An 18,086-nucleotide genomic window follows, 5' to 3' on the forward strand; every position below is an offset into this window, starting at 1 on the left:
AAGTAGTCGTTTAAGACTTTTAAACTAACAAGCGTTCGCAAGAAATGGATGTATTTTTCAACCTTTTTAACCTAGTTATTAACTATGCGCTGTAAATTTGAATGATGAGGTTATTAAAATTAATTCTAGACTTTTATATACGCAGTAGTTTACACGTGGCAATTTGCTTTGTGGCTTTGGCTATTGTTTATAATAACGTCTATGAATTATATGTTCCTTTTGGGTATTATATTTTTTTATTTTGCTCTGCCATTGCAGGATATAACTTAATTAAATACGGCTTTTTATGGCTTAAAAAGCCACTAGGGTTTAACATCACTTATAAGTTGTTATCACTTATGGCAACAGTAACTGCTTTAGCAGTTTTAATAAAACTAGAAATAAGTGGTTATGCGTTGATTTTATTAATGATGATAACAGCGATCAACTTGTTATATGTTTTACCCATTTGGAAAGGTCATGGATTAAGGTACAGCCCATTTTTTAAATTGTTTTCTGTTTCTATTGTTTGGGCTATTTTAATTATCGCTATACCTCAATTCTTATATTATGAAACAATACCTGCTGCACACCTGATTAATGACTATAAATTGAGTTTTTTGCCTAGCCATTATATCGAGCTTCATACTTTAAAAATTTTCATTTTAGTAATAGCGCTTTGTATACCCTTTGAAATTAGAGATTTAAAATATGATGAGGAAGAACTACAGACATTACCACAAGTACTAGGAGTTCAAGTATCTAAATATATCGGATTGTGTTTATGTGCACTTTATCTCTTATTGCTGTTTTTTCAAAATTTTGAAATTGAAGATATTCAATACAGCGAGATCATTATGGTTACTATAACTGGAGCAGCTATATGGTTTTCAGGTAAATTTAAGTCAGATTATTATGCTAGCTTTTTTGTTGAGGCTATACCATTATTATGGTTAATAATATTTTGGGCGATATAAGCTTACTTTTTCATGGCAGCTTTCAGTTTGCTTTTAATAGAATTCTTTTGAGATTTAGACAGTTTAACCCATCCTAAACTGTTGATTGTTCTAGAAAATAAACGTGATTTTTTATCAAAATTTCTGCATCTCAAGCAGTGTCCATGATGTAGACTTTGCCTAAATTTTTCTTTGGAAGAAAGATCATTATACTGATCTCTTGTGCTTAAAATACTCGCCTCATCACACGAGATAAAAATTCTACTCATTTTCTTAATCCTTCTTGTACCATTTGCTATTTAAGCAATCCATTAACTGTACGCGTGCACGGTGAATGATTACCCATAGGTTGGACGCTGTGATATCATGTTCCTTACAGATAGTTTCTGTATCCAATTTGTCAATGGTCTTTTGGACAAATATAGTAGCATATCTCTCAGGTAAAGCAGCAATACAATCATTTAATGCTACACCCAATTCTTTTTGTTCAATTTTATCCTCAACATTTGGGTTGCGCAGGTCTCTAACCTGTTCTTCCATCCAGTCACCATTCTGATCTCCATTATCTAGGTAACTCATGCGCACTTCGGCCTGACCCTTTTTTGAATTAGATTTACGATAGTGATCTATTATTTTGCGCTTGAGAATCGAGATTAACCAAGTTCGTTCTGTAGATTGTCCCTTAAATCTATGAGCACTTTTTAAACCTGCCAGAAACGTTTCAGACACCAAGTCTTGAGCCATAATAGAGTCATTTACTCTAGAAATGGTAAAATTAAAAAGGTAGTCACCATATCGGTCTACCCATTTTTCAGGTATCAGTTTTACTTCTGGCATCGTTTATTTATGTAACGAGTCCTGCTCTTTTAAGCAGGGCATCTATTTTAGGTTCGCTTCCGCGGAAGCGTTTATATAATATCATAGGGTTTTCTGTTCCTCCTTTTGATAAGATATGATCTTTAAAGCTGGTTGCTGTCGATCTATCAAAAATCCCTTTCTCTTTAAAAACTTCAAAGGCGTCTGCATCGAGTACTTCTGCCCATTTATAACTATAATATCCCGCACTGTAACCACCTTGAAAAATATGTCCAAATGCCGTACTCATACAACTGGAAGAAACATCTGGATATAAATCTGTTTTCTCAAAGACTGTCCTTTCGTGAGCTTTTACATCTGTAATATCTGATGGATTAATACCATGCCAGCTCATGTCTAACATACCAAAAGATAACTGTCTTAAGGTCTGCAAGCCTTCTTGAAAATTTGCCGCTTTTTTAATTTTTTCAATGTACTCTAGCGGGATCACCTCATCGGTTTCATAATGTCTCGCAAAAATCTCTAAGGCTTCTTTTTCATAACACCAATTCTCTAAAATCTGGCTAGGTAATTCTACAAAATCCCAGTAAACTGATGTTCCTGATAAACTACGATAACGTGTATTTGCTAACATGCCGTGTAATGCATGACCGAATTCATGAAACAAAGTAGTTACTTCATTAAACGTGAGTAATGACGGTTTTGTATTTGTAGGTTTAGTAAAATTACAAACGATAGAAACGTGTGGACGTTCATTTTTGTTGTTTTCTACATATTGACTTTTAAAAGAGGTCATCCAGGCACCATTGCGTTTCCCTTTACGTGGGAAGAAGTCTGCATAAAATATAGAATTTAAACTTCCATCTTCATTTTTAACCTCATAAGTCATAACATCATCATGATATTTATTTACCTGTGTTGTCTTTTCAAAGCTTAGTCCAAAAAGACGATTTGCCACCTCAAAGGCACCATCGATTACATTTTCTAGTTTAAAATAAGGTTTTAATAATTCATCATCTAGTTCAAATAATTGTTTTTTCAACTTCTCAGCATAGTATGCGGCATCCCATTTTTGAAATTTTGTAATAGGTTCACTCACATCAGATTTTGAAGCTGCGGCCATAGCAAAATTTTGTAATTCTAAAAAGTCACGTTCTGCTGCTGGTTTTGCTTTTTCTAGAATATCGTTAGAAAATTCCATGACCTTTTCTGGTGTCATGGCCATACGTTCTTCTAGCACAAAATGAGCATGCGTCTCATAACCTAAAAGTTGTGCTCTTTCATATCTTAAAGCAGCTATTTGAAGTACATTATCTTGATTATCAAATTGGTCTTTAAAAGCTCTAGACCCAAAAGCCATTGATAGTTCCTTACGTAATTCACGATCATCAACATATGTCATGAAAGGGATATAGCTAGGGTAGTCTAATGTGAAAATATATCCTTCCTTTTCTTTGGCTTTAGCAAGCTCTGCTGCAGCTTCCTTAGCACTCTCTGGTAAACCAGCTAATCTTGAATCATCCTTAAGATGTAACTCAAATGCATTAGTGGCTGCTAGTACATTCTCACCAAATTTTAAGGTCAACTGGGATAGTTGACTATCAATCTCGCGCAAGCGTGATTTTTTATCTTCACTTAAATTTGCACCATTACGTGAGAAACTTTTGTACTTTTTATCTAATAAAGTAGCTTGTTCTACATTTAAATCTAGATCTTCTTTAGATTCATAGACCTCTTTAACACGCTTAAATAATGACTCGTTTAAAGTGATATCATTACCAAATTGTGAGAGTTTAGGACTTACTTCTCTAGCAATACGTTGAATCTCATCATTAGTCTCGGCACTATTAAGATTAAAAAATATACTTGATATGCGACTTAATAAATCTCTAGATGCATCAAGGGCTTCAATCGTGTTTTCAAAAGTAGGAGCTACAGTATTATTAGTTATAGCATCTATTTCTTTACGAGCCATTTCAATGGCAACATCAAAAGCCTCTTCAAAATGCTCTTCTTTAATTAATGAAAAAGGAGCGGTATTTTGAAAAGTATCAAATTTTTCTAATAAAGGGTTTTTAGTAACACTCATGATATGGTAAAATTAATCTTCAAAAGTCGATATGTTCCATGTAGAACTGTTAAACTTTTGTGCAAAAAGGTTAAACAAAATAATTTAAACAAAGAAGTAGCCATAGCCACCTAGCGTAATCATTAATATACTGTGTATGATACCTAGGTAATTATAACGTGCTTTTACAAATTGTCTATTAATAATGATAGACATTAAGAAATGAATACCACCAGCGGTTAGAAATTGCCATTGTGGTGTGTATTTATCCATTCCCATAATCATAAACCAAACAATGGTAAGGCTTATGATTATAATAGATGCTATTTGAAAAGATCTAGACATTGTTGCGCATCTCTTGTGCGGCCTTAGTTACTTTCTCCTTAAGACTTTCTTTATAAGCAACAATACGTTCACGTACGTCTTCTTGTGTGGCACCTATGATTTGTGCAGCAAGAATTCCTGCGTTTTTTGCACCATTAAGTGCAACCGTTGCGACAGGTACGCCACCAGGCATTTGTAAAATTGAAAGAACACTATCCCATCCATCAATAGAGTTTGATGATTTTACAGGAACACCTACCACAGGTAAAGGAGATAAACTTGCTACCATACCTGGTAAATGAGCAGCGCCACCAGCACCAGCTATGATAACAGCAATCCCATTCTTATGGGCGTTTTTACCAAAATCATACATTTTCTCTGGTGTACGATGTGCACTTACAACATCTACATCGGTCTCTATTCCTAATTCTTTTAAAACGTCTATAGCGTCCTGCATCACTGGCAAGTCACTAGTAGAGCCCATTATTATTGCTACTTTTTTATTCATGCCCTAAAATTAGCAATTATGCCGTAAAGGCAGTCGCTATTTAAGAGCATTTTTTATTTTCTTTTGTTTCTGCAATCATTCCTACTTACTGTTTACTTATCTGCAATGTTTTTGTGATATAAACGACATAATACTTAACAAATCTTAAAGAACCGAAAACTCTTTAATCACGTAACTTTACTTAAAAATAAGACATGAAATATTTAATAATAGCTTTAACGATTATTGCAGCTATAGGTTGTAAAACATCAACAACAGATTTAGCACAGAATGATACTCAAGAAAAAGTATATGAAGTACAAAAATCTGATACACAATGGAAAGCAGAGTTAACACCAGCGCAATATGATGTATTGCGTCGTGCAGGTACAGAGCGACCTCACACGAGCCCTTTAAATAAACAATACGCCGCAGGAACCTTAATCTGCGCAGCTTGTAATGCTCCTGTTTATGATAATGCAAACAAATTTGATTCTGGTACGGGATGGCCTAGTTATGACCAAGCGATTGAAGGTCAAGTGGAACGCGATGTGGACTATAAAATAGGCTACGCACGTACAGAATTAAAATGTAATACATGCGGTAGTCACCTAGGACATGAGTTTAATGATGGACCTAGCGATACAACGGGTAAACGCCATTGCATAAATGGAGTAGCTCTACAATTTATACCTGAAGGTGAGGCAATTCCTGCTTTAAATAAATAATCCCATGAGCTAGTATTGATTACGCTTTCGCGAAAGCGTATTTACAAATCAAACCGAACAAACAATAGTATTATGTTAGAAAAAACAGAAGCTGAATGGAAAAAGGAACTGACTGCAGAGCAATATAGAGTTCTAAGAGAAAAAGGAACAGAGCGACCATTTACAGGTGAGTATAATACGCATTATGAAGATGGAACTTATAGCTGTGCCGCTTGTGGAAATGACTTATATAAGTCTGAAACTAAATTTGACAGCGGTTGTGGATGGCCATCTTTTGATGATGAAATAGAAGGAGCTATTATGCGCAAACGTGATGTATCTCATGGTATGATACGTACCGAGATTATGTGTGCTAACTGCGGTAGCCATCTAGGCCATGTTTTTAACGATGGACCTACAGCGACAGGAATTAGACACTGTGTAAACAGTGTGAGTGTGGATTTTAAGAAAGATTCTTAATTTTTTAATTCTTGTCTTTCCGGAATTCTAGGTTTAGGATAATTCCAGTATTCTAGAACTAAAATTCTTTCTTTTTTAAGTTCGTCAAGTTCTTTTAGGTTTAGTTTTTCAAGGTTTTTGTAGAAACGGTTTAATGCGATGCTATCCATGTATTTATTATAAGACGCTACAAATGATTGAAGGACAAGTTTACTTTGACTTAAATCTGCTTTTTTATCTCTTATAATGATAAGTCCAGTTCTGTTTTTATAAGCATATTCATTTTTATTCTTAATAACTCTGTCAATTTTTAAAAGTAAATCTGAAGTGTCATTTACAAATTCTTGTTCAACTAGTATTTGATTATCTCTATTAATAAGCACCTCTACATTCAATTTTAGGCCACAGAACATAGGCATATCACATGGCTGTTGAAATCTTGCTGCAATAGTTAAACTATCAATTTTGAGATTAAAATCTTTAGAGGTTTCACAGCCATCTGGCATTAATTCCTCGTTTAATTGAACGAAGAATAACGAATCGGGTTTATCAAATTCTATTTCTAAAGTGGGAACATTTTCCTTGTGACTTAGTAAATAACTCGTGTAATCAAGATGAGAATCAATATCTATTATAGGTTTTTTTTCTTGTTTGCAGGAATAAAGAAATAATAATGATAAAAATAGGATAATCAATTTAAGCTGTTTCAAAATCGAGGGAAGTATAATGCTAGGTGATATTCATTTTTAATGGCTTTTAGTTCATCTATTCTCAATCTACTAAGCGGTTTGTTATGTTTCCTAAAGCTAAATTCTTCCAAGGTCTGTAGATAAGCTTTCTCTACTTTATTTAAGATGAGAGCAATTAATTCTTGATTAGCTTTTTTATCATGAACTATTGAGATTCTATTTCCCTTAGTTTCTTCTAAATTTGTTTTGAAATCTTTATATAATAATTCGTTTAATTCTTCAATAGAGTAAAGACTTGAGTCATATAATATTTCATTTTTTGAATTTATAATTATTTGAGTGGTTCTTAAGCGTACTAGCGGAATTTTATCATGTTTATAATCCCATAACTCTGAAGCGATTGTAAATTCAAATACTTGTGTATTAAAATCATAAATAGGTAGGTTCATATTTTGATAAGCTTTTTTAACTATCGGGAAAGCTTGATCATATTCTAAGTTTTCCATTTTAATAGTCGGTACATCATCATCATCATCATTCCTCAACAAATAAGCTTTGTAATCAAAAGTAGGCTCTTCAGTAATAGCTGTTTTCACTTCTTTTTTACAAGAACACAAGACAATGAGCGATAGAAATAGAAGAAATTTTTTCATGAGATGATAGCATCAAGTTTTGTGCCTTTAAGTATTTTAAACTTAAACTTAAACTTAAACTTAAACTTACACTTGATACTGCGCTGCGAGTAAAAACTTAAAAAAGACTCAAGACCTACTTAGAATTCCACTCCGGCAAATCCTCAGTCCATACTTTAATCTTCATCTTCTTCTGAATCACTCGCCAGTGGTGAGACTCTTCTGAGCTTATGAACGTAATAGCTTCTCCTGAATTTTCAGCTCGACCGGTTCTTCCTATACGGTGAACAAAGTCTTTAGGAGATCGAGGTAATTCATAATTTACTACAAAAGGTAAAAACTCGATGTCTATTCCGCGAGCGAGAAGATCTGTAGAGACTAGTGCTGTTAACTCGCCAGTTTTGAATTCGGTGAGCGCAGAGTTTCTGGCACCTTGACTTTTCTTACTATGAATGGCTTTTGAGGCGATACCATTCTTTTTGAGCTTGTCGTTTACATGATCTACTTGGTAGGTAGAAGAACAAAAAATGAGTACTTGGGTCATCTCTTTTTCTTTCATTAAATGTCTCAATAGAGCACCTTTTTTATTCTCAGTTACTCGATAACCTATTTGCTTAATTAAAGAAATATCTTCATCCTTTTCTTCTACAGATGCTGTTACTGGATCATTCAGCAAAACTCTTTGTAATTCATCAACATCTTCACTCAACGTGGCAGAGAATAACAAGTTTTGTCTTTTGTTAGGTAATAGTTTTAGTATCTGGTCTAGTTCCTTTTTAAAACCTTTAGTTAGCATTTTATCGGCTTCATCGAGGACTAAAGCTTTCATATTTTTTAATTGCACTGCGTTTGCTTCAATAAGTTCTAACAATCTACCAGGTGTCGCTACTAGAATATCGACGTTATTCATCTTACGCATTTGTGGATTAATGGAAGCACCGCCATAAACAGCCATAGTAATCAACGGCTTTGTTAAAGCTTTAGAGTATGGAATAAAAACCTCACTTACCTGCGCTGCTAGTTCTCTGGTAGGTACCAGTATCAATGCGGTAATATGTCTGTTTTCAGATTCAATTCCTTCTAATCGCTGTAAAAGCGGTAGGGCATAGGCCATGGTTTTACCAGATCCAGTTTTTGCAATTCCTAGCACATCTTTGCCAGCCAGAATATCAGGTATGGCTAGCTTTTGAATAGGTGTAGGGTGAGAGAATTGATTTTCTCTTAAGGCAAAAAGTAATTGGTTAGATAATCCTAAGGATTCAAAAGACATATGTTGATTTTATACCATGCAAAGATAGCTCGTTTTTGCAGTAAAATGCATCTGTCTTAGTATGTGTAACTGATATGATATTTAGTATTAAAATTTCAAGTTTAGGCTATGAAATCCTCAAGTTGACTATTTTTAATCATCTTCACGTATTCCGGTGATGTGAATCTCAACTCTACGGTCATAAAAATCACCTTTTCCGGTTTTAAAATTAGCCTGTTTCCCTACGGTCGTTAGACGATCAGCAGCGACTCCATATTTGACGAGAAAACGTTTTACTTGTTCTGCTCTAGCTTGTGATAGATTCCATTGGCCTGTGTCCATGTCTCGTCCATAAACACCAGCAGATAGACAACATATATGGCCTTGTATCTCGATTTCATATTTTTTATGAAGTAATAAAGAGTTGATAATAGAGTCCATTACTGGAAAAGAAGATTCTCTTAAAACATGCCTGCCGGGATAGAAAATGACATTGTTAAATACTAGTTTATCACCTATTTGAAGACTGTCTTTTAAAATATCATAAGAACGGTATTTTTCAATACTATCTGAAGCAACGGCTATAGGTTCTACTCTAGGCTCAGGTTCTTCTTCATAAGTTATTGTTATATCTACTCGTCTATTTTGAGTGCGTTGTTGTTTAATGTTTGAACTGGACTGTAATGCAACTTCTCCTATAGATTGCTCGCTAAATGCACCGTATGCATAATTAGGTTTCAAATAATCAATAATAGACCAAACTCGTTCCCATGCTAATTGCTCGTTATAAACAACGCTACCACGGTCGTCACAATATCCTGATAGGGAGATATTTGTGATTCTAGAACTTTCAGAATTGATAACATAGGCGTTAATTATATCCAGTGATTGAGTATTTAAAACAGCACTATCGGTATCAAAATAAACCGAAAACTGTTCGGTCTTTTGTTGAGCGGTAACCACGACAGAAAAAATTAAGAAAAAGTATTTTATCATCTTCATAACAATAGAAAAACGTTGCAAGCATTAATTTAGTGTTTTCAATCCAAAACGATGTCTGAGAAGTTAACTATATCATATTATCAACATCACGATGTCGTGGAATTATCTCGAGATTTAATAGGTAAAAAGATTGTGAGTAACATTAATGGAGAACTAACAAGCGGCATAATTACTGAAACTGAGGCTTATCGTGGTTATGATGATAAGGCTTGTCACGCACATTTAGGTCGTTTTACAGATCGTACTAAGGTGATGTATGAACCAGGTGGCGTTGCTTATGTTTACTTGTGTTATGGCATCCATCATTTATTTAATATCATCACAAATACTGATGGTAATGCAGACGCTATTTTAATACGTGCAGTAGAGCCTGTAGAAGGTATAGACATCATGCTAAAACGCAGAGGTAAAAAGAAACTAGATAAGACCTTAACCTCAGGACCTGGTAATTTTAGTAAAGCCTTTGCACTCGATAAATCGTTCTATGGAGCAGATTTAACCGGTGATGAAGTATGGATAGAGAAGAGTGATTTATTCCGCTTTCGCGAAAGCGATATTATATCAACCACTAGAATAGGAATCGACTATGCTGGTGAAGATAAGAATTTGCCATGGCGTTTCTACCTAAATACTAGCGATTATATAAGTAGGCGATAACTCTTACGCACTGCGGAATTTTTCTAAAAACTCTGCACGTTTTGCTCTTGCGACAGGTATGGTCACATCACCTGTTAACGTTACATATCCATCGTTTAAATACTTAATAATATGATTAGTGTTTGCTACATAAGATTTGTGCACATGGTAAAAATCTGGATGAGATAATAGCTTTTTGAAATGTCCAATGCTGCTGGAGCTAAGAATGGGTTTACGGTTTGTGAAGTGAATTTTAGTATATCCATCAACGCCTTCACAATGCGTGATACTTTTAACTTTTACAAACTCTAATCCATCAGTTGATGGAATGACAATTTTCTTTTTTTGAAAGTTTTCTTGATTGATGTTTTCCAGTAGTTGCGTGTTTTTAACTAGTGCATTTTTTTGCTCGATATTTGTTGATGCATTAGTGACTGCTTCTACAAGGTCTTCATTATCAATAGGTTTAACTAGGTAGCCTATAGCGCACTGTTTAATAGCGTCTAAGGCATATTGATCAAAAGCTGTGGCAAATATAATTTCGAATTGCGGTTTTTTAAACTGTTCCAATACATCAAAACCGCTCATGCCAGGCATGGCGATATCTATAAATACTAGTTGTGGTTGTAACTCGTTTATGATATCAAATGCGAGCGCTGGTTTTTCTATCGTTGCCACGATTTCCAGATCTGGGCATAAGCGTTCAATTTTATTTTTAAGTATCGCGATAGCCTTAGGCTCATCATCTATTAAAATAGTTTTTATGCTCATAACTCACTTAAATTTTGAATGGTTAATTGAACGATGGTACCTGTACCGTCATCAATATCAGATCGGTCATTGATAGAGAAGGAGATGTTCCAGTCGCCACTATCGTTTAAAATATCTAATCGTTCTGCAATAACAGCACTAGAGTGTGCCTTTGCCGTACCAGTGGTGTTTTTATTGTGTTTTTTAGTCTTATTAATACCAATACCATCATCTTTAATAACTATTTGATATTGATTATCCTCTTTAGTTGTTTTAAAATCGACTTCTATAGTACCCGTTGAGGTTTTATGAAAGATTCCATGATTTACCGCGTTCTCTAGTATAGGCTGTATCATCATGGTAGGTATGTTGAGGTCAGTAGTATCTAGCGATTTATCTATATTAATATAATATTCAATTTTATCTTCAAACCTTAGTTTTTCAATATCTAGATATTTTTTAATGAAGGCTATTTCTTCTTTAAGTGTAATAGTTTTGGTACGAGAATAATCAAAAAAGAGACGCATTAATTTTGAAAACTTGGTAAGATAATCTTCGCTTATCTCGACCTCATTGCGCTGGATATAATACTGGATAGCATTTAAACTATTATGTACAAAATGCGGATTGAGCTGACTGCGCAAGGCATTAAGCTCACTCTCGTATTGTTTCTTTTGTGCGGCCAGTTGATCTTCTAGTTGTTGTTGAAGAAGCTGGTTTTTACGATTGTTGAAGGTTATAAATAAAAACACCATTCCTAGCACAACAACCAGTACTAAAATGAAAAGTAAAGTATAAGTTAATACTAGATTATCCATAATCTTTAGATAGCTTTATTCCATAAATGATACCACTATAAAGTAATACGCTTACCGTTGTAATAATCGTGAAATAAATGTTAGTAGTAAGTTTAAGTTTCTCTTGTATAAGAAAGAATACAATAACTAGATTTATTTGATAGATAACTATACCTATTGATATCCAGAAAGCCGGCGTTTTGTTATAGCGCACTACATTATCTGAAAGCAAGAGCTTGTATAAATAGAAAAATACATTAATTAATAAAATGATAGAGATTATAAAATTTGCATAATAAAATATCTCTCTTAAAAAATTTTGTTGAAAGGCGCTGATGAAAAATGATAAAAAAATGGTAGAAATACTGATAAAGAGCAAGACTTTATTTTTAATATGTTTATAAAACCAATAGGACAATATAAGATTGGAAATTAATATAATAAGATTGCTGAAAACCTGTAGTTTAGAACCATGATAAAGTCTAAAATATACACCAGACAAGTCAAGAATGGTAGTTACCAATAAAAAAATAAGTATCCATAATTCTGGTTTATTTTTAATGTGATTCCAGTTAATTACTGCATATAATAATGCAGTAATCATACTAGAATACAGAATATAACTCGTTACTTCTACTAATGTCATTGTTTAAGGATTAGATAATCCAGTACCTACCGGAGGCATTCCTGCATTACCATGATTTAATAAGTCAGCACCAGGAATATTAGGTGCTTGTGGGAAGATTGCAGAGCCAGTAGTTACCACTGGATATCCTGTAGGAGCAAAAATAATGGTCGTTTTATAGTTATTAGTTGTAGGGTCATTTTGAGCAGCTAGATATGCTCTTATTCCTAAGTTTTCATATTCTCCTTCAAAACTCTCCACGTATTCAATAAAACATTTCATATCATCTAAGTTAAAGTGAACTTCAGGTGTATGAGAAACATTAATGGAATCACCGTTTGTATTTATATAAGGTAAATTTTCATTCATAATCGTTTGATTGATTTGATTAAAATCATTGACCATTTGAACTCCTTGAGGTCTTTGAATAATTCCATGTCCATCACCTGAACAATCTAGAGCTGTTTCTGGTGTGTCAGTTGGCCAGTTACAAGCGGTTACTAATAGAACAATACAAGCCAGTAATAGATAGTTAATTTTTTTAGTTTTCATAAGGTTGGGTTTTAAGTAAGTTTTAAAGGTATATGTTTTTTTATTATCGTTTGATTCGCTTTCGCGAAAGCGAAATAGTATAAAAGAACCAGCGCAGTGAGATTGCTCTGCACTACGCTGTCCCCTTGAAATTACATTCTACAAGAATAGAATTCTGTGATTACGGCGGTATTACCGATAACAGTTCTAGTTTCGGTTGTGACCGTTTGTGACCATCCTGATTGGTTTGTTATCCTTACGGTGTAGGTTCCATCGGCTAGGCCAGAAAAGAATATATTTCCATTAATGTCAGTAGTTGCAGTTCTAATCACTGTATTTGAATTATCTAATAATTCAAAGACCCAATTGTCACCTATACTGTCTGTAATAGCGTTGAACATTCTATCGCAGTTTACCTCTTCAAGAACATTTTGTACTGTTATAGTATTGTTCTCACAACATTCTTCACTGTTATTTGAAATGACAACCTCGCCATTACTAGTTACCATATCTCCTAAAAACGAGAAGCCTAAAATTACTGCACCGGTATTGATTAAACTTCCTCTTATACTATAACTACCAGCAGGTAAATTAAAATTAGTTTGCGACCATGCAGGTATTGCAGTTCCTGTCCATATATAGGTAGCACTTGTGTCTAAAACTGCACCTGTATTATTATCTACTAATTCAAAATACATACGATCGTCTGCCTTGAATACAAAGTTGTAATCTACTTGAGTGTCCTCAAGCACGCAGAAGGAACGTTCAAACACAAAAGGTACTTGAATACCAGCATTATTTACGGCATTATTACAACCAAAAGATCCGTTAGGTCCTAAATCAAATGGAGCTAGAGTTCCAGTACCAGGTTGATTTACCCAAGCGCTGCTTCCCATGGCGCCAAAATTCATGGAATAAGCATCATTTGAAAATGTTCCTACAGCTGCATTAGTACAAGGGTTACTTGCGTTTCCTTGAAATAATGGTGGTTGATTAATTACTTTCCAGAATGGATCTATTGCTCCAAACGCAGCGGCTATAGGATCTCCATTTGCATCGATTCCACTAGATAAGTTTAAACTTCCTTTTAGATCACAGCCTTCTGGAAGAATGGGCTCGTTTGTTATACACTCACAAAACTCGTTTACCGTTCCGTCTAGTAAGGTGTCACCATTACTGTCACAATCATCTCCTATGTTTGCTTCTAGGTTAGGGCAATCGGGATCATTATCTCCAGTGTAGCCGCAAACTTCATCGCCGTCGCAGGAAAGAATCATAATAGCTAAGAAGCTTAATCCTATTGTTTTAAAATTACTTACAATATTTTTCATGTTTTCTATTTTTAATCTCTGCCACATCCGTGACAGAGATATTGTGTTATAAATGAATTATTCTGGACAGATTACTTTCATCTCTGTTCTACGATTGATTTGATGTTCAGCAGCGCTGCATTCAATACCGTCTGCACAGCGGTTTAAAAGTCTGGTTTCTCCATAACCTATTCCCACTACACGATTAGCATCTATTCCTTGAGAAGCGATATAATCTCTAGCGGCACTAGCACGGTTTTGAGAAAGTGTTTTATTATAAGCGTTTGAACCTCTAGAATCTGTGTGAGATGATATTTCTATGTGAATACCTGGATTGTCCTTCATAAATTGTACAAGTCTGTTCAATTCAGGTTCAGCATCGGCTCGTATATAGTACTTATCTAAATCATATAGGATGTTTTTAAGAGCGATTGCTTTACCACAGTCTGCCTCTTCTAGACATACTTCTAATTTTACAAATAGAGTAGTGCTACGGTCATAATTTTCTGTAGAAATCGTTTCTGTTTGTGAGAAGTAGTTTGCTTTTTTACCACGTAGAGAATAGGTAGCTTTTTGCTTTACATTGAAAACAAATTCTCCTTGAATATTTGTGATGGTGTTTTTTTGCTCTGCATCGGTAAGATTATTTAAAATTACAGAGACTCCATCTAGCGCTGTTGTTGTATTGCATACTACTGCATTTCCTTTAAGAATAAAGTTTAGATCGCTGTATACAATTTCTTTTTGGAGAGTTTCATTTGCCTTGAACTCATTTTTTACTGCTGTAGTTCCCTCTAGATTTACATCATATAATTTTCCTTCTATAGTATAGTCATCTTTTTTAATATCGTTAAAAACAACTGCACCATAGGAGTTTGAAGTTCCTGTTTGAACTATATTTCCTTCTGTATCTTTAAGAACGACCTCAGTATCGGCTAATAGTTCTTTGGTGAATTTATCTCGTGCAATTACAGTTAAATTGTACTTATCACAAACTTGACATTCTTCTTTATCATGTTTATTGAGCTTAAAAGTAACACCAGCAAAAGCTCCTACTGAAGAAATGTCACAATCACATGGCTCTTCTCGCTGTCTATAAGAACGCTGTGTTAAAAAAAGAGCTCCTTGATCGTCATTAAATTCATGATATCCAGTAGAAATGCCACTTTCTACAGATTCTGTTACATTGAGATGTCTCATGTAATAAGCACCAGCATGGATTCCCCACGACGAGTTGAAAAAGTAAGTTAATCTAGTTTGTAACTTAAAGGTCAAGGCACTACCTACGTCATATCCAGCATGAAAGTTTAATGGAACATTTGTGCTATTAGCAGTAGAACCTTCATGAGAGACACGTCCGCCTTTTATGGACGCAAGTCCTACACGAGAATTGAACTCGGCACTGAAGTTTCTATTTGCGTTGCGATATTGAAAATTAGGTCCTATCCCATAGAAAAGTCGGGTGATTCCATCTTCTGTCACATTAAATGAATTAAAGACAGAACCGTCAAAATCGATGAGGCCATCTGTAGGATAAGTAGTTTCGGGACTGTTCTTGATGTAATCTACATCTATACCTACACCTATCCAATTCCAATAATAATCAACACTTATTCCACCTTCAAGACCACCATTGTAATCTATGTATGGTGTGTTATTGCGATAAGTTGGAAAATCATAACCGATACGAGGTGATATTTGAAGATAATTGTCGGTCGCATGGTTCACTTGCGACCATGAAATGATACCTTGTAATAGGATTAATAAAATAAGTAATGGTTTATAAAATTTCATAATTCAGAGTTTTAAGAGTTTTATTTATAAAGTGAAAGAGCGATGATTTATTTTTTTGGCTAATCCTTAAACCACAGCTCTGTCACTGTTATTTTTGGCTTTCCACGGTTCAAATATGAAATCTAATACAAGAGTTAACTAGAGGTAATTGATGAACGGTAGCATTCAATACAGCAATGGTTTTTTTGAAAAGCTGATAGATTTTCAGTTTTGCTGCCACCTTGTCATTTTGTTTGAAATGGTACTGCCTTTGAGTAGTAGAAGGAAGATGAATAATCCCGCTTTCGCGAAAGCGTAATTACAATAACTTAAAGAATAACACATATTATGTCACAAAAAGGAACCATTAACGTGGCGGTGGAAAACATTTTTCCGCTTATTAAGAAGTTTTTATACAGTGATCACGAGATTTTTCTACGTGAGCTTATTTCAAATGCTACCGACGCAACGCTCAAACTGCAACATCTTGCTCGTATAGGAGAAGCAAAAGTAGAATTGGGCGAGCAGCAAATAGAGGTGAAGATTGATAAGGAGGCAAAAACATTGCATATTATTGATCAAGGTTTAGGGATGACAGAAGATGAAGTGCAGAAGTACATCAACGAAGTTGCCTTTTCTGGAGCTGAAGAGTTTCTTGAAAAATATAAGGACACCGCAAAGGATAGTGGTATTATAGGACATTTCGGTCTGGGATTTTATAGTGCTTTTATGGTGGCCGATAAGGTGGATATCATTACTAAATCATTTAAAGATGAACCAGCAGTACACTGGTCATGTGATGGCTCACCTAATTATACAATTGAACCAGCAGATAAGACCGATTTTGGGACAGAGATTGTATTGCATATTTCTGATGATGAATTAGAGTTCCTAGAGGAATCTCGTATCACAGAGTTATTAAATAAATACAATAAATTTATGCCTGTTCCAATTAAATTTGGAATGAAAACAGAAACTCTACCAAAGCCAGATGATGCTAAGGAAGAAGATCCAGCGCCTACTCAAGAAGTAGATAACATCATTAATAACCCTAATCCAGCATGGACTAAACAACCAGCTGATTTAGAGGACCAAGATTATAAAAATTTCTACAGAGAATTGTACCCGATGCAATTTGAGGAGCCTCTTTTTAATATTCATTTAAATGTAGATTATCCTTTTAATCTTACAGGTATATTATATTTCCCAAAAATGACTCAAGACTTGAATGTACAAAAGGATCGTATCCAGTTGTATCAAAATCAAGTTTACGTTACTGACAATGTGGAAGGCATCGTGCCTGAATTTTTAACCATGTTACGTGGTGTGATAGATTCTCCAGACATTCCTTTAAATGTGTCCAGATCATATTTACAAGCAGATGGCGCGGTTAAAAAAATATCTAGTTACATTACCCGTAAAGTTGCAGATAAGCTTAAATCCCTATTTAATGAAGATCGCGCTGCTTTTGAAGAAAAGTGGAACGATATAAAGATAGTCATTGAGTATGGTATGTTGAGTGAGGAGAAGTTTTTTGAAAAAGCAGATAAGTTTGCACTTTATCCTACTGTAAATGGATCTTATTATACTTGGGATGAATTAATAGAGAAAATTAAGCCTACTCAAACGGATAAAGATGACAAGACAGTTGTATTGTATACTTCAAATAGAGAAGCTCAACATAGTTATGTAAATGCAGCATCAGATAAAGGGTATGAGGTATTGTTGTTAGATTCTCCTATAGTATCTCACTTAATGCAAAAACTTGAAAGTTCTAAAGAGAATGTTTCTTTTGTGAGAGTAGATGCAGATCATATAGATAATTTGATTAAGAAAGATGAAGATCAAATTTCAAAATTATCAGATGAAGAAAAAGAATCCTTACAAAAAACCATAACTGACACGATTAGCGACGCGAGCTACACTGTTCAAGTAGAAGCAATGAGTAGTGACTCAGCGCCTTTTATTATTACACAGCCAGAGTTTATGCGACGTATGAAAGAAATGCAAGCCACTGGTGGCGGCGGTGGTATGATGGGCTTCGGTAATATGCCAGATATGTACAATTTAGTTGTTAATGCAAATCACGATCTTATTCAAGAGATTTTTAACTCAAAATCTGATGAAAAGAAAGCGAGTTTAATTAAACAATCAGTCGATCTAGCTAAACTTTCTCAAGGTCTTCTAAAAGGAGAAGCTCTTACAGATTTTGTTAAGAGAAGTTATGATTTAATAAAATAAAGTAGCTTAAGTTTAAGCTAACTAACAAAACACTCACTCAAAAGGTGAGTGTTTT

General features: G+C 34.5%; 19 protein-coding genes. 5 read left to right on the top strand and 14 right to left on the bottom strand.

Translation table 11 applies throughout. The annotated features are described in order from the left end of the window. Window positions 1-104: 104 nt before the first annotated feature. Window positions 105-956 (top strand): hypothetical protein, encoded by an 852-nt coding sequence (locus R1T42_RS02080; RefSeq protein WP_317291106.1) that lies wholly within the window; start codon window positions 105-107, stop codon window positions 954-956. Window positions 957-1,208: 252 nt separating this feature from the next. On the opposite strand, the gene R1T42_RS02085 is transcribed toward R1T42_RS02080, so the two are convergent. From R1T42_RS02085 to purE, 4 genes are all read right to left on the bottom strand, one after another. Beyond that, window positions 1,209-1,772, bottom strand: coding sequence for a sigma-70 family RNA polymerase sigma factor (locus R1T42_RS02085; protein ID WP_317291107.1), 564 nt, complete (start codon window positions 1,770-1,772; stop codon window positions 1,209-1,211). 7 nt (window positions 1,773-1,779) lie between these two features. Beyond that, on the bottom strand, window positions 1,780-3,840 hold the full coding sequence (locus tag R1T42_RS02090; RefSeq protein ID WP_317291108.1) for a M3 family metallopeptidase: 2,061 nt from the start codon (window positions 3,838-3,840) through the stop codon (window positions 1,780-1,782). Between the two features lie 84 nt (window positions 3,841-3,924). Next, window positions 3,925-4,164, bottom strand: coding sequence for a hypothetical protein (locus tag R1T42_RS02095; protein WP_146128659.1), 240 nt, complete (start codon window positions 4,162-4,164; stop codon window positions 3,925-3,927). Further along, a complete protein-coding gene (gene purE / locus R1T42_RS02100) occupies window positions 4,157-4,651 on the bottom strand; it encodes a 5-(carboxyamino)imidazole ribonucleotide mutase (RefSeq protein ID WP_317291109.1) in 495 nt (164 codons plus the stop codon). The genes R1T42_RS02095 and purE overlap by 8 nt, the downstream gene beginning before the upstream one ends. A gap of 194 nt (window positions 4,652-4,845) precedes the next feature. Between purE and msrB (R1T42_RS02105) the strand changes: the two genes are divergently transcribed. Together msrB (R1T42_RS02105) and msrB (R1T42_RS02110) are read left to right on the top strand one after the other, a co-directional pair. Then, complete coding sequence (gene msrB / locus R1T42_RS02105) at window positions 4,846-5,358, top strand: peptide-methionine (R)-S-oxide reductase MsrB (RefSeq protein ID WP_317291110.1); 513 nt, start codon at window positions 4,846-4,848, stop codon at window positions 5,356-5,358. A 72-nt stretch (window positions 5,359-5,430) separates the two neighbouring features. After that, window positions 5,431-5,817 (top strand): peptide-methionine (R)-S-oxide reductase MsrB, encoded by a 387-nt coding sequence (gene msrB, locus R1T42_RS02110; RefSeq protein WP_317291111.1) that lies wholly within the window; start codon window positions 5,431-5,433, stop codon window positions 5,815-5,817. Here the strand turns inward: msrB (R1T42_RS02110) and R1T42_RS02115 are convergent. The 4 genes from R1T42_RS02115 to R1T42_RS02130 all read right to left on the bottom strand — a co-directional run bounded on the left by R1T42_RS02115 (window position 5,814) and on the right by R1T42_RS02130 (window position 9,368). Continuing rightward, a complete protein-coding gene (locus tag R1T42_RS02115) occupies window positions 5,814-6,491 on the bottom strand; it encodes a hypothetical protein (protein WP_317291112.1) in 678 nt (225 codons plus the stop codon). The two genes, msrB (R1T42_RS02110) and R1T42_RS02115, sit on opposite strands and share 4 nt — an antisense overlap. An 11-nt stretch (window positions 6,492-6,502) precedes the next feature. Continuing rightward, window positions 6,503-7,138, bottom strand: coding sequence for a hypothetical protein (locus R1T42_RS02120; protein ID WP_317291113.1), 636 nt, complete (start codon window positions 7,136-7,138; stop codon window positions 6,503-6,505). A gap of 115 nt (window positions 7,139-7,253) precedes the next feature. Then, on the bottom strand, window positions 7,254-8,387 hold the full coding sequence (locus R1T42_RS02125; RefSeq protein ID WP_317291114.1) for a DEAD/DEAH box helicase: 1,134 nt from the start codon (window positions 8,385-8,387) through the stop codon (window positions 7,254-7,256). 132 nt (window positions 8,388-8,519) lie between these two features. After that, window positions 8,520-9,368: an OmpA family protein gene (locus tag R1T42_RS02130; RefSeq protein ID WP_317291115.1), complete on the bottom strand. Its 849-nt coding sequence runs from the start codon at window positions 9,366-9,368 to the stop codon at window positions 8,520-8,522. A 51-nt stretch (window positions 9,369-9,419) separates the two neighbouring features. On the opposite strand from R1T42_RS02130, the gene R1T42_RS02135 reads away from it, so the two are divergent. Continuing rightward, window positions 9,420-10,025, top strand: coding sequence for a DNA-3-methyladenine glycosylase (locus tag R1T42_RS02135; RefSeq protein ID WP_317291116.1), 606 nt, complete (start codon window positions 9,420-9,422; stop codon window positions 10,023-10,025). A gap of 3 nt (window positions 10,026-10,028) precedes the next feature. On the opposite strand, the gene R1T42_RS02140 is transcribed toward R1T42_RS02135, so the two are convergent. From R1T42_RS02140 to R1T42_RS02165, 6 genes are all read right to left on the bottom strand, one after another. Next, window positions 10,029-10,775, bottom strand: coding sequence for a LytR/AlgR family response regulator transcription factor (locus R1T42_RS02140; RefSeq protein ID WP_317291117.1), 747 nt, complete (start codon window positions 10,773-10,775; stop codon window positions 10,029-10,031). Further along, on the bottom strand, window positions 10,772-11,572 hold the full coding sequence (locus R1T42_RS02145; protein ID WP_317291118.1) for a sensor histidine kinase: 801 nt from the start codon (window positions 11,570-11,572) through the stop codon (window positions 10,772-10,774). Before R1T42_RS02145 ends, R1T42_RS02140 begins: the two co-directional genes overlap by 4 nt. Continuing rightward, window positions 11,565-12,197, bottom strand: a complete 633-nt coding sequence (locus R1T42_RS02150) for a hypothetical protein (RefSeq protein ID WP_317291119.1) — start codon at window positions 12,195-12,197, stop codon at window positions 11,565-11,567. The genes R1T42_RS02145 and R1T42_RS02150 overlap by 8 nt, the downstream gene beginning before the upstream one ends. A 3-nt stretch (window positions 12,198-12,200) precedes the next feature. Beyond that, on the bottom strand, window positions 12,201-12,728 hold the full coding sequence (locus tag R1T42_RS02155; RefSeq protein ID WP_317291120.1) for a hypothetical protein: 528 nt from the start codon (window positions 12,726-12,728) through the stop codon (window positions 12,201-12,203). Between the two features lie 131 nt (window positions 12,729-12,859). Continuing rightward, a complete protein-coding gene (locus tag R1T42_RS02160; RefSeq protein ID WP_317291121.1) occupies window positions 12,860-14,038 on the bottom strand; it encodes an SdrD B-like domain-containing protein in 1,179 nt (392 codons plus the stop codon). A 57-nt stretch (window positions 14,039-14,095) separates the two neighbouring features. Further along, the gene (locus R1T42_RS02165; protein WP_317291122.1) at window positions 14,096-15,811 is read right to left on the bottom strand and encodes an OmpA family protein; all 1,716 of its coding nucleotides are present in this window, start codon (window positions 15,809-15,811) and stop codon (window positions 14,096-14,098) included. Between the two features lie 327 nt (window positions 15,812-16,138). Here R1T42_RS02165 and htpG point away from each other — a divergent pair, with 327 nt between their 5' ends. Then, window positions 16,139-18,031 carry a molecular chaperone HtpG gene (gene htpG / locus R1T42_RS02170; protein ID WP_036581110.1) on the top strand — a complete coding sequence of 631 codons (1,893 nt, stop codon included), beginning with the start codon at window positions 16,139-16,141 and terminating at the stop codon, window positions 18,029-18,031. Window positions 18,032-18,086 lie beyond the last annotated feature (55 nt).

The sequence above is a fragment of the Nonlabens ulvanivorans genome (assembly GCF_032922765.1).
Lineage (GTDB): Bacteria > Bacteroidota > Bacteroidia > Flavobacteriales > Flavobacteriaceae > Nonlabens > Nonlabens ulvanivorans.

Bases quoted from the DNA above. Each gene is read 5' to 3' on its own strand.
- R1T42_RS02080 (WP_317291106.1), top strand. From the start codon at position 105: ATGAGGTTATTAAAATTAATTCTAGACTTTTATATACGCAGTAGTTTA.
- R1T42_RS02085 (WP_317291107.1), bottom strand. From the start codon at position 1,772: ATGCCAGAAGTAAAACTGATACCTGAAAAATGGGTAGACCGATATGGT.
- R1T42_RS02090 (WP_317291108.1), bottom strand. From the start codon at position 3,840: ATGAGTGTTACTAAAAACCCTTTATTAGAAAAATTTGATACTTTTCAA.
- R1T42_RS02095 (WP_146128659.1), bottom strand. From the start codon at position 4,164: ATGTCTAGATCTTTTCAAATAGCATCTATTATAATCATAAGCCTTACC.
- purE (WP_317291109.1), bottom strand. From the start codon at position 4,651: ATGAATAAAAAAGTAGCAATAATAATGGGCTCTACTAGTGACTTGCCA.
- msrB (WP_317291110.1), top strand. From the start codon at position 4,846: ATGAAATATTTAATAATAGCTTTAACGATTATTGCAGCTATAGGTTGT.
- msrB (WP_317291111.1), top strand. From the start codon at position 5,431: ATGTTAGAAAAAACAGAAGCTGAATGGAAAAAGGAACTGACTGCAGAG.
- R1T42_RS02120 (WP_317291113.1), bottom strand. From the start codon at position 7,138: ATGAAAAAATTTCTTCTATTTCTATCGCTCATTGTCTTGTGTTCTTGT.
- R1T42_RS02125 (WP_317291114.1), bottom strand. From the start codon at position 8,387: ATGTCTTTTGAATCCTTAGGATTATCTAACCAATTACTTTTTGCCTTA.
- R1T42_RS02130 (WP_317291115.1), bottom strand. From the start codon at position 9,368: ATGAAGATGATAAAATACTTTTTCTTAATTTTTTCTGTCGTGGTTACC.
- R1T42_RS02135 (WP_317291116.1), top strand. From the start codon at position 9,420: ATGTCTGAGAAGTTAACTATATCATATTATCAACATCACGATGTCGTG.
- R1T42_RS02140 (WP_317291117.1), bottom strand. From the start codon at position 10,775: ATGAGCATAAAAACTATTTTAATAGATGATGAGCCTAAGGCTATCGCG.
- R1T42_RS02145 (WP_317291118.1), bottom strand. From the start codon at position 11,572: ATGGATAATCTAGTATTAACTTATACTTTACTTTTCATTTTAGTACTG.
- R1T42_RS02150 (WP_317291119.1), bottom strand. From the start codon at position 12,197: ATGACATTAGTAGAAGTAACGAGTTATATTCTGTATTCTAGTATGATT.
- R1T42_RS02155 (WP_317291120.1), bottom strand. From the start codon at position 12,728: ATGAAAACTAAAAAAATTAACTATCTATTACTGGCTTGTATTGTTCTA.
- R1T42_RS02160 (WP_317291121.1), bottom strand. From the start codon at position 14,038: ATGAAAAATATTGTAAGTAATTTTAAAACAATAGGATTAAGCTTCTTA.
- R1T42_RS02165 (WP_317291122.1), bottom strand. From the start codon at position 15,811: ATGAAATTTTATAAACCATTACTTATTTTATTAATCCTATTACAAGGT.
- htpG (WP_036581110.1), top strand. From the start codon at position 16,139: ATGTCACAAAAAGGAACCATTAACGTGGCGGTGGAAAACATTTTTCCG.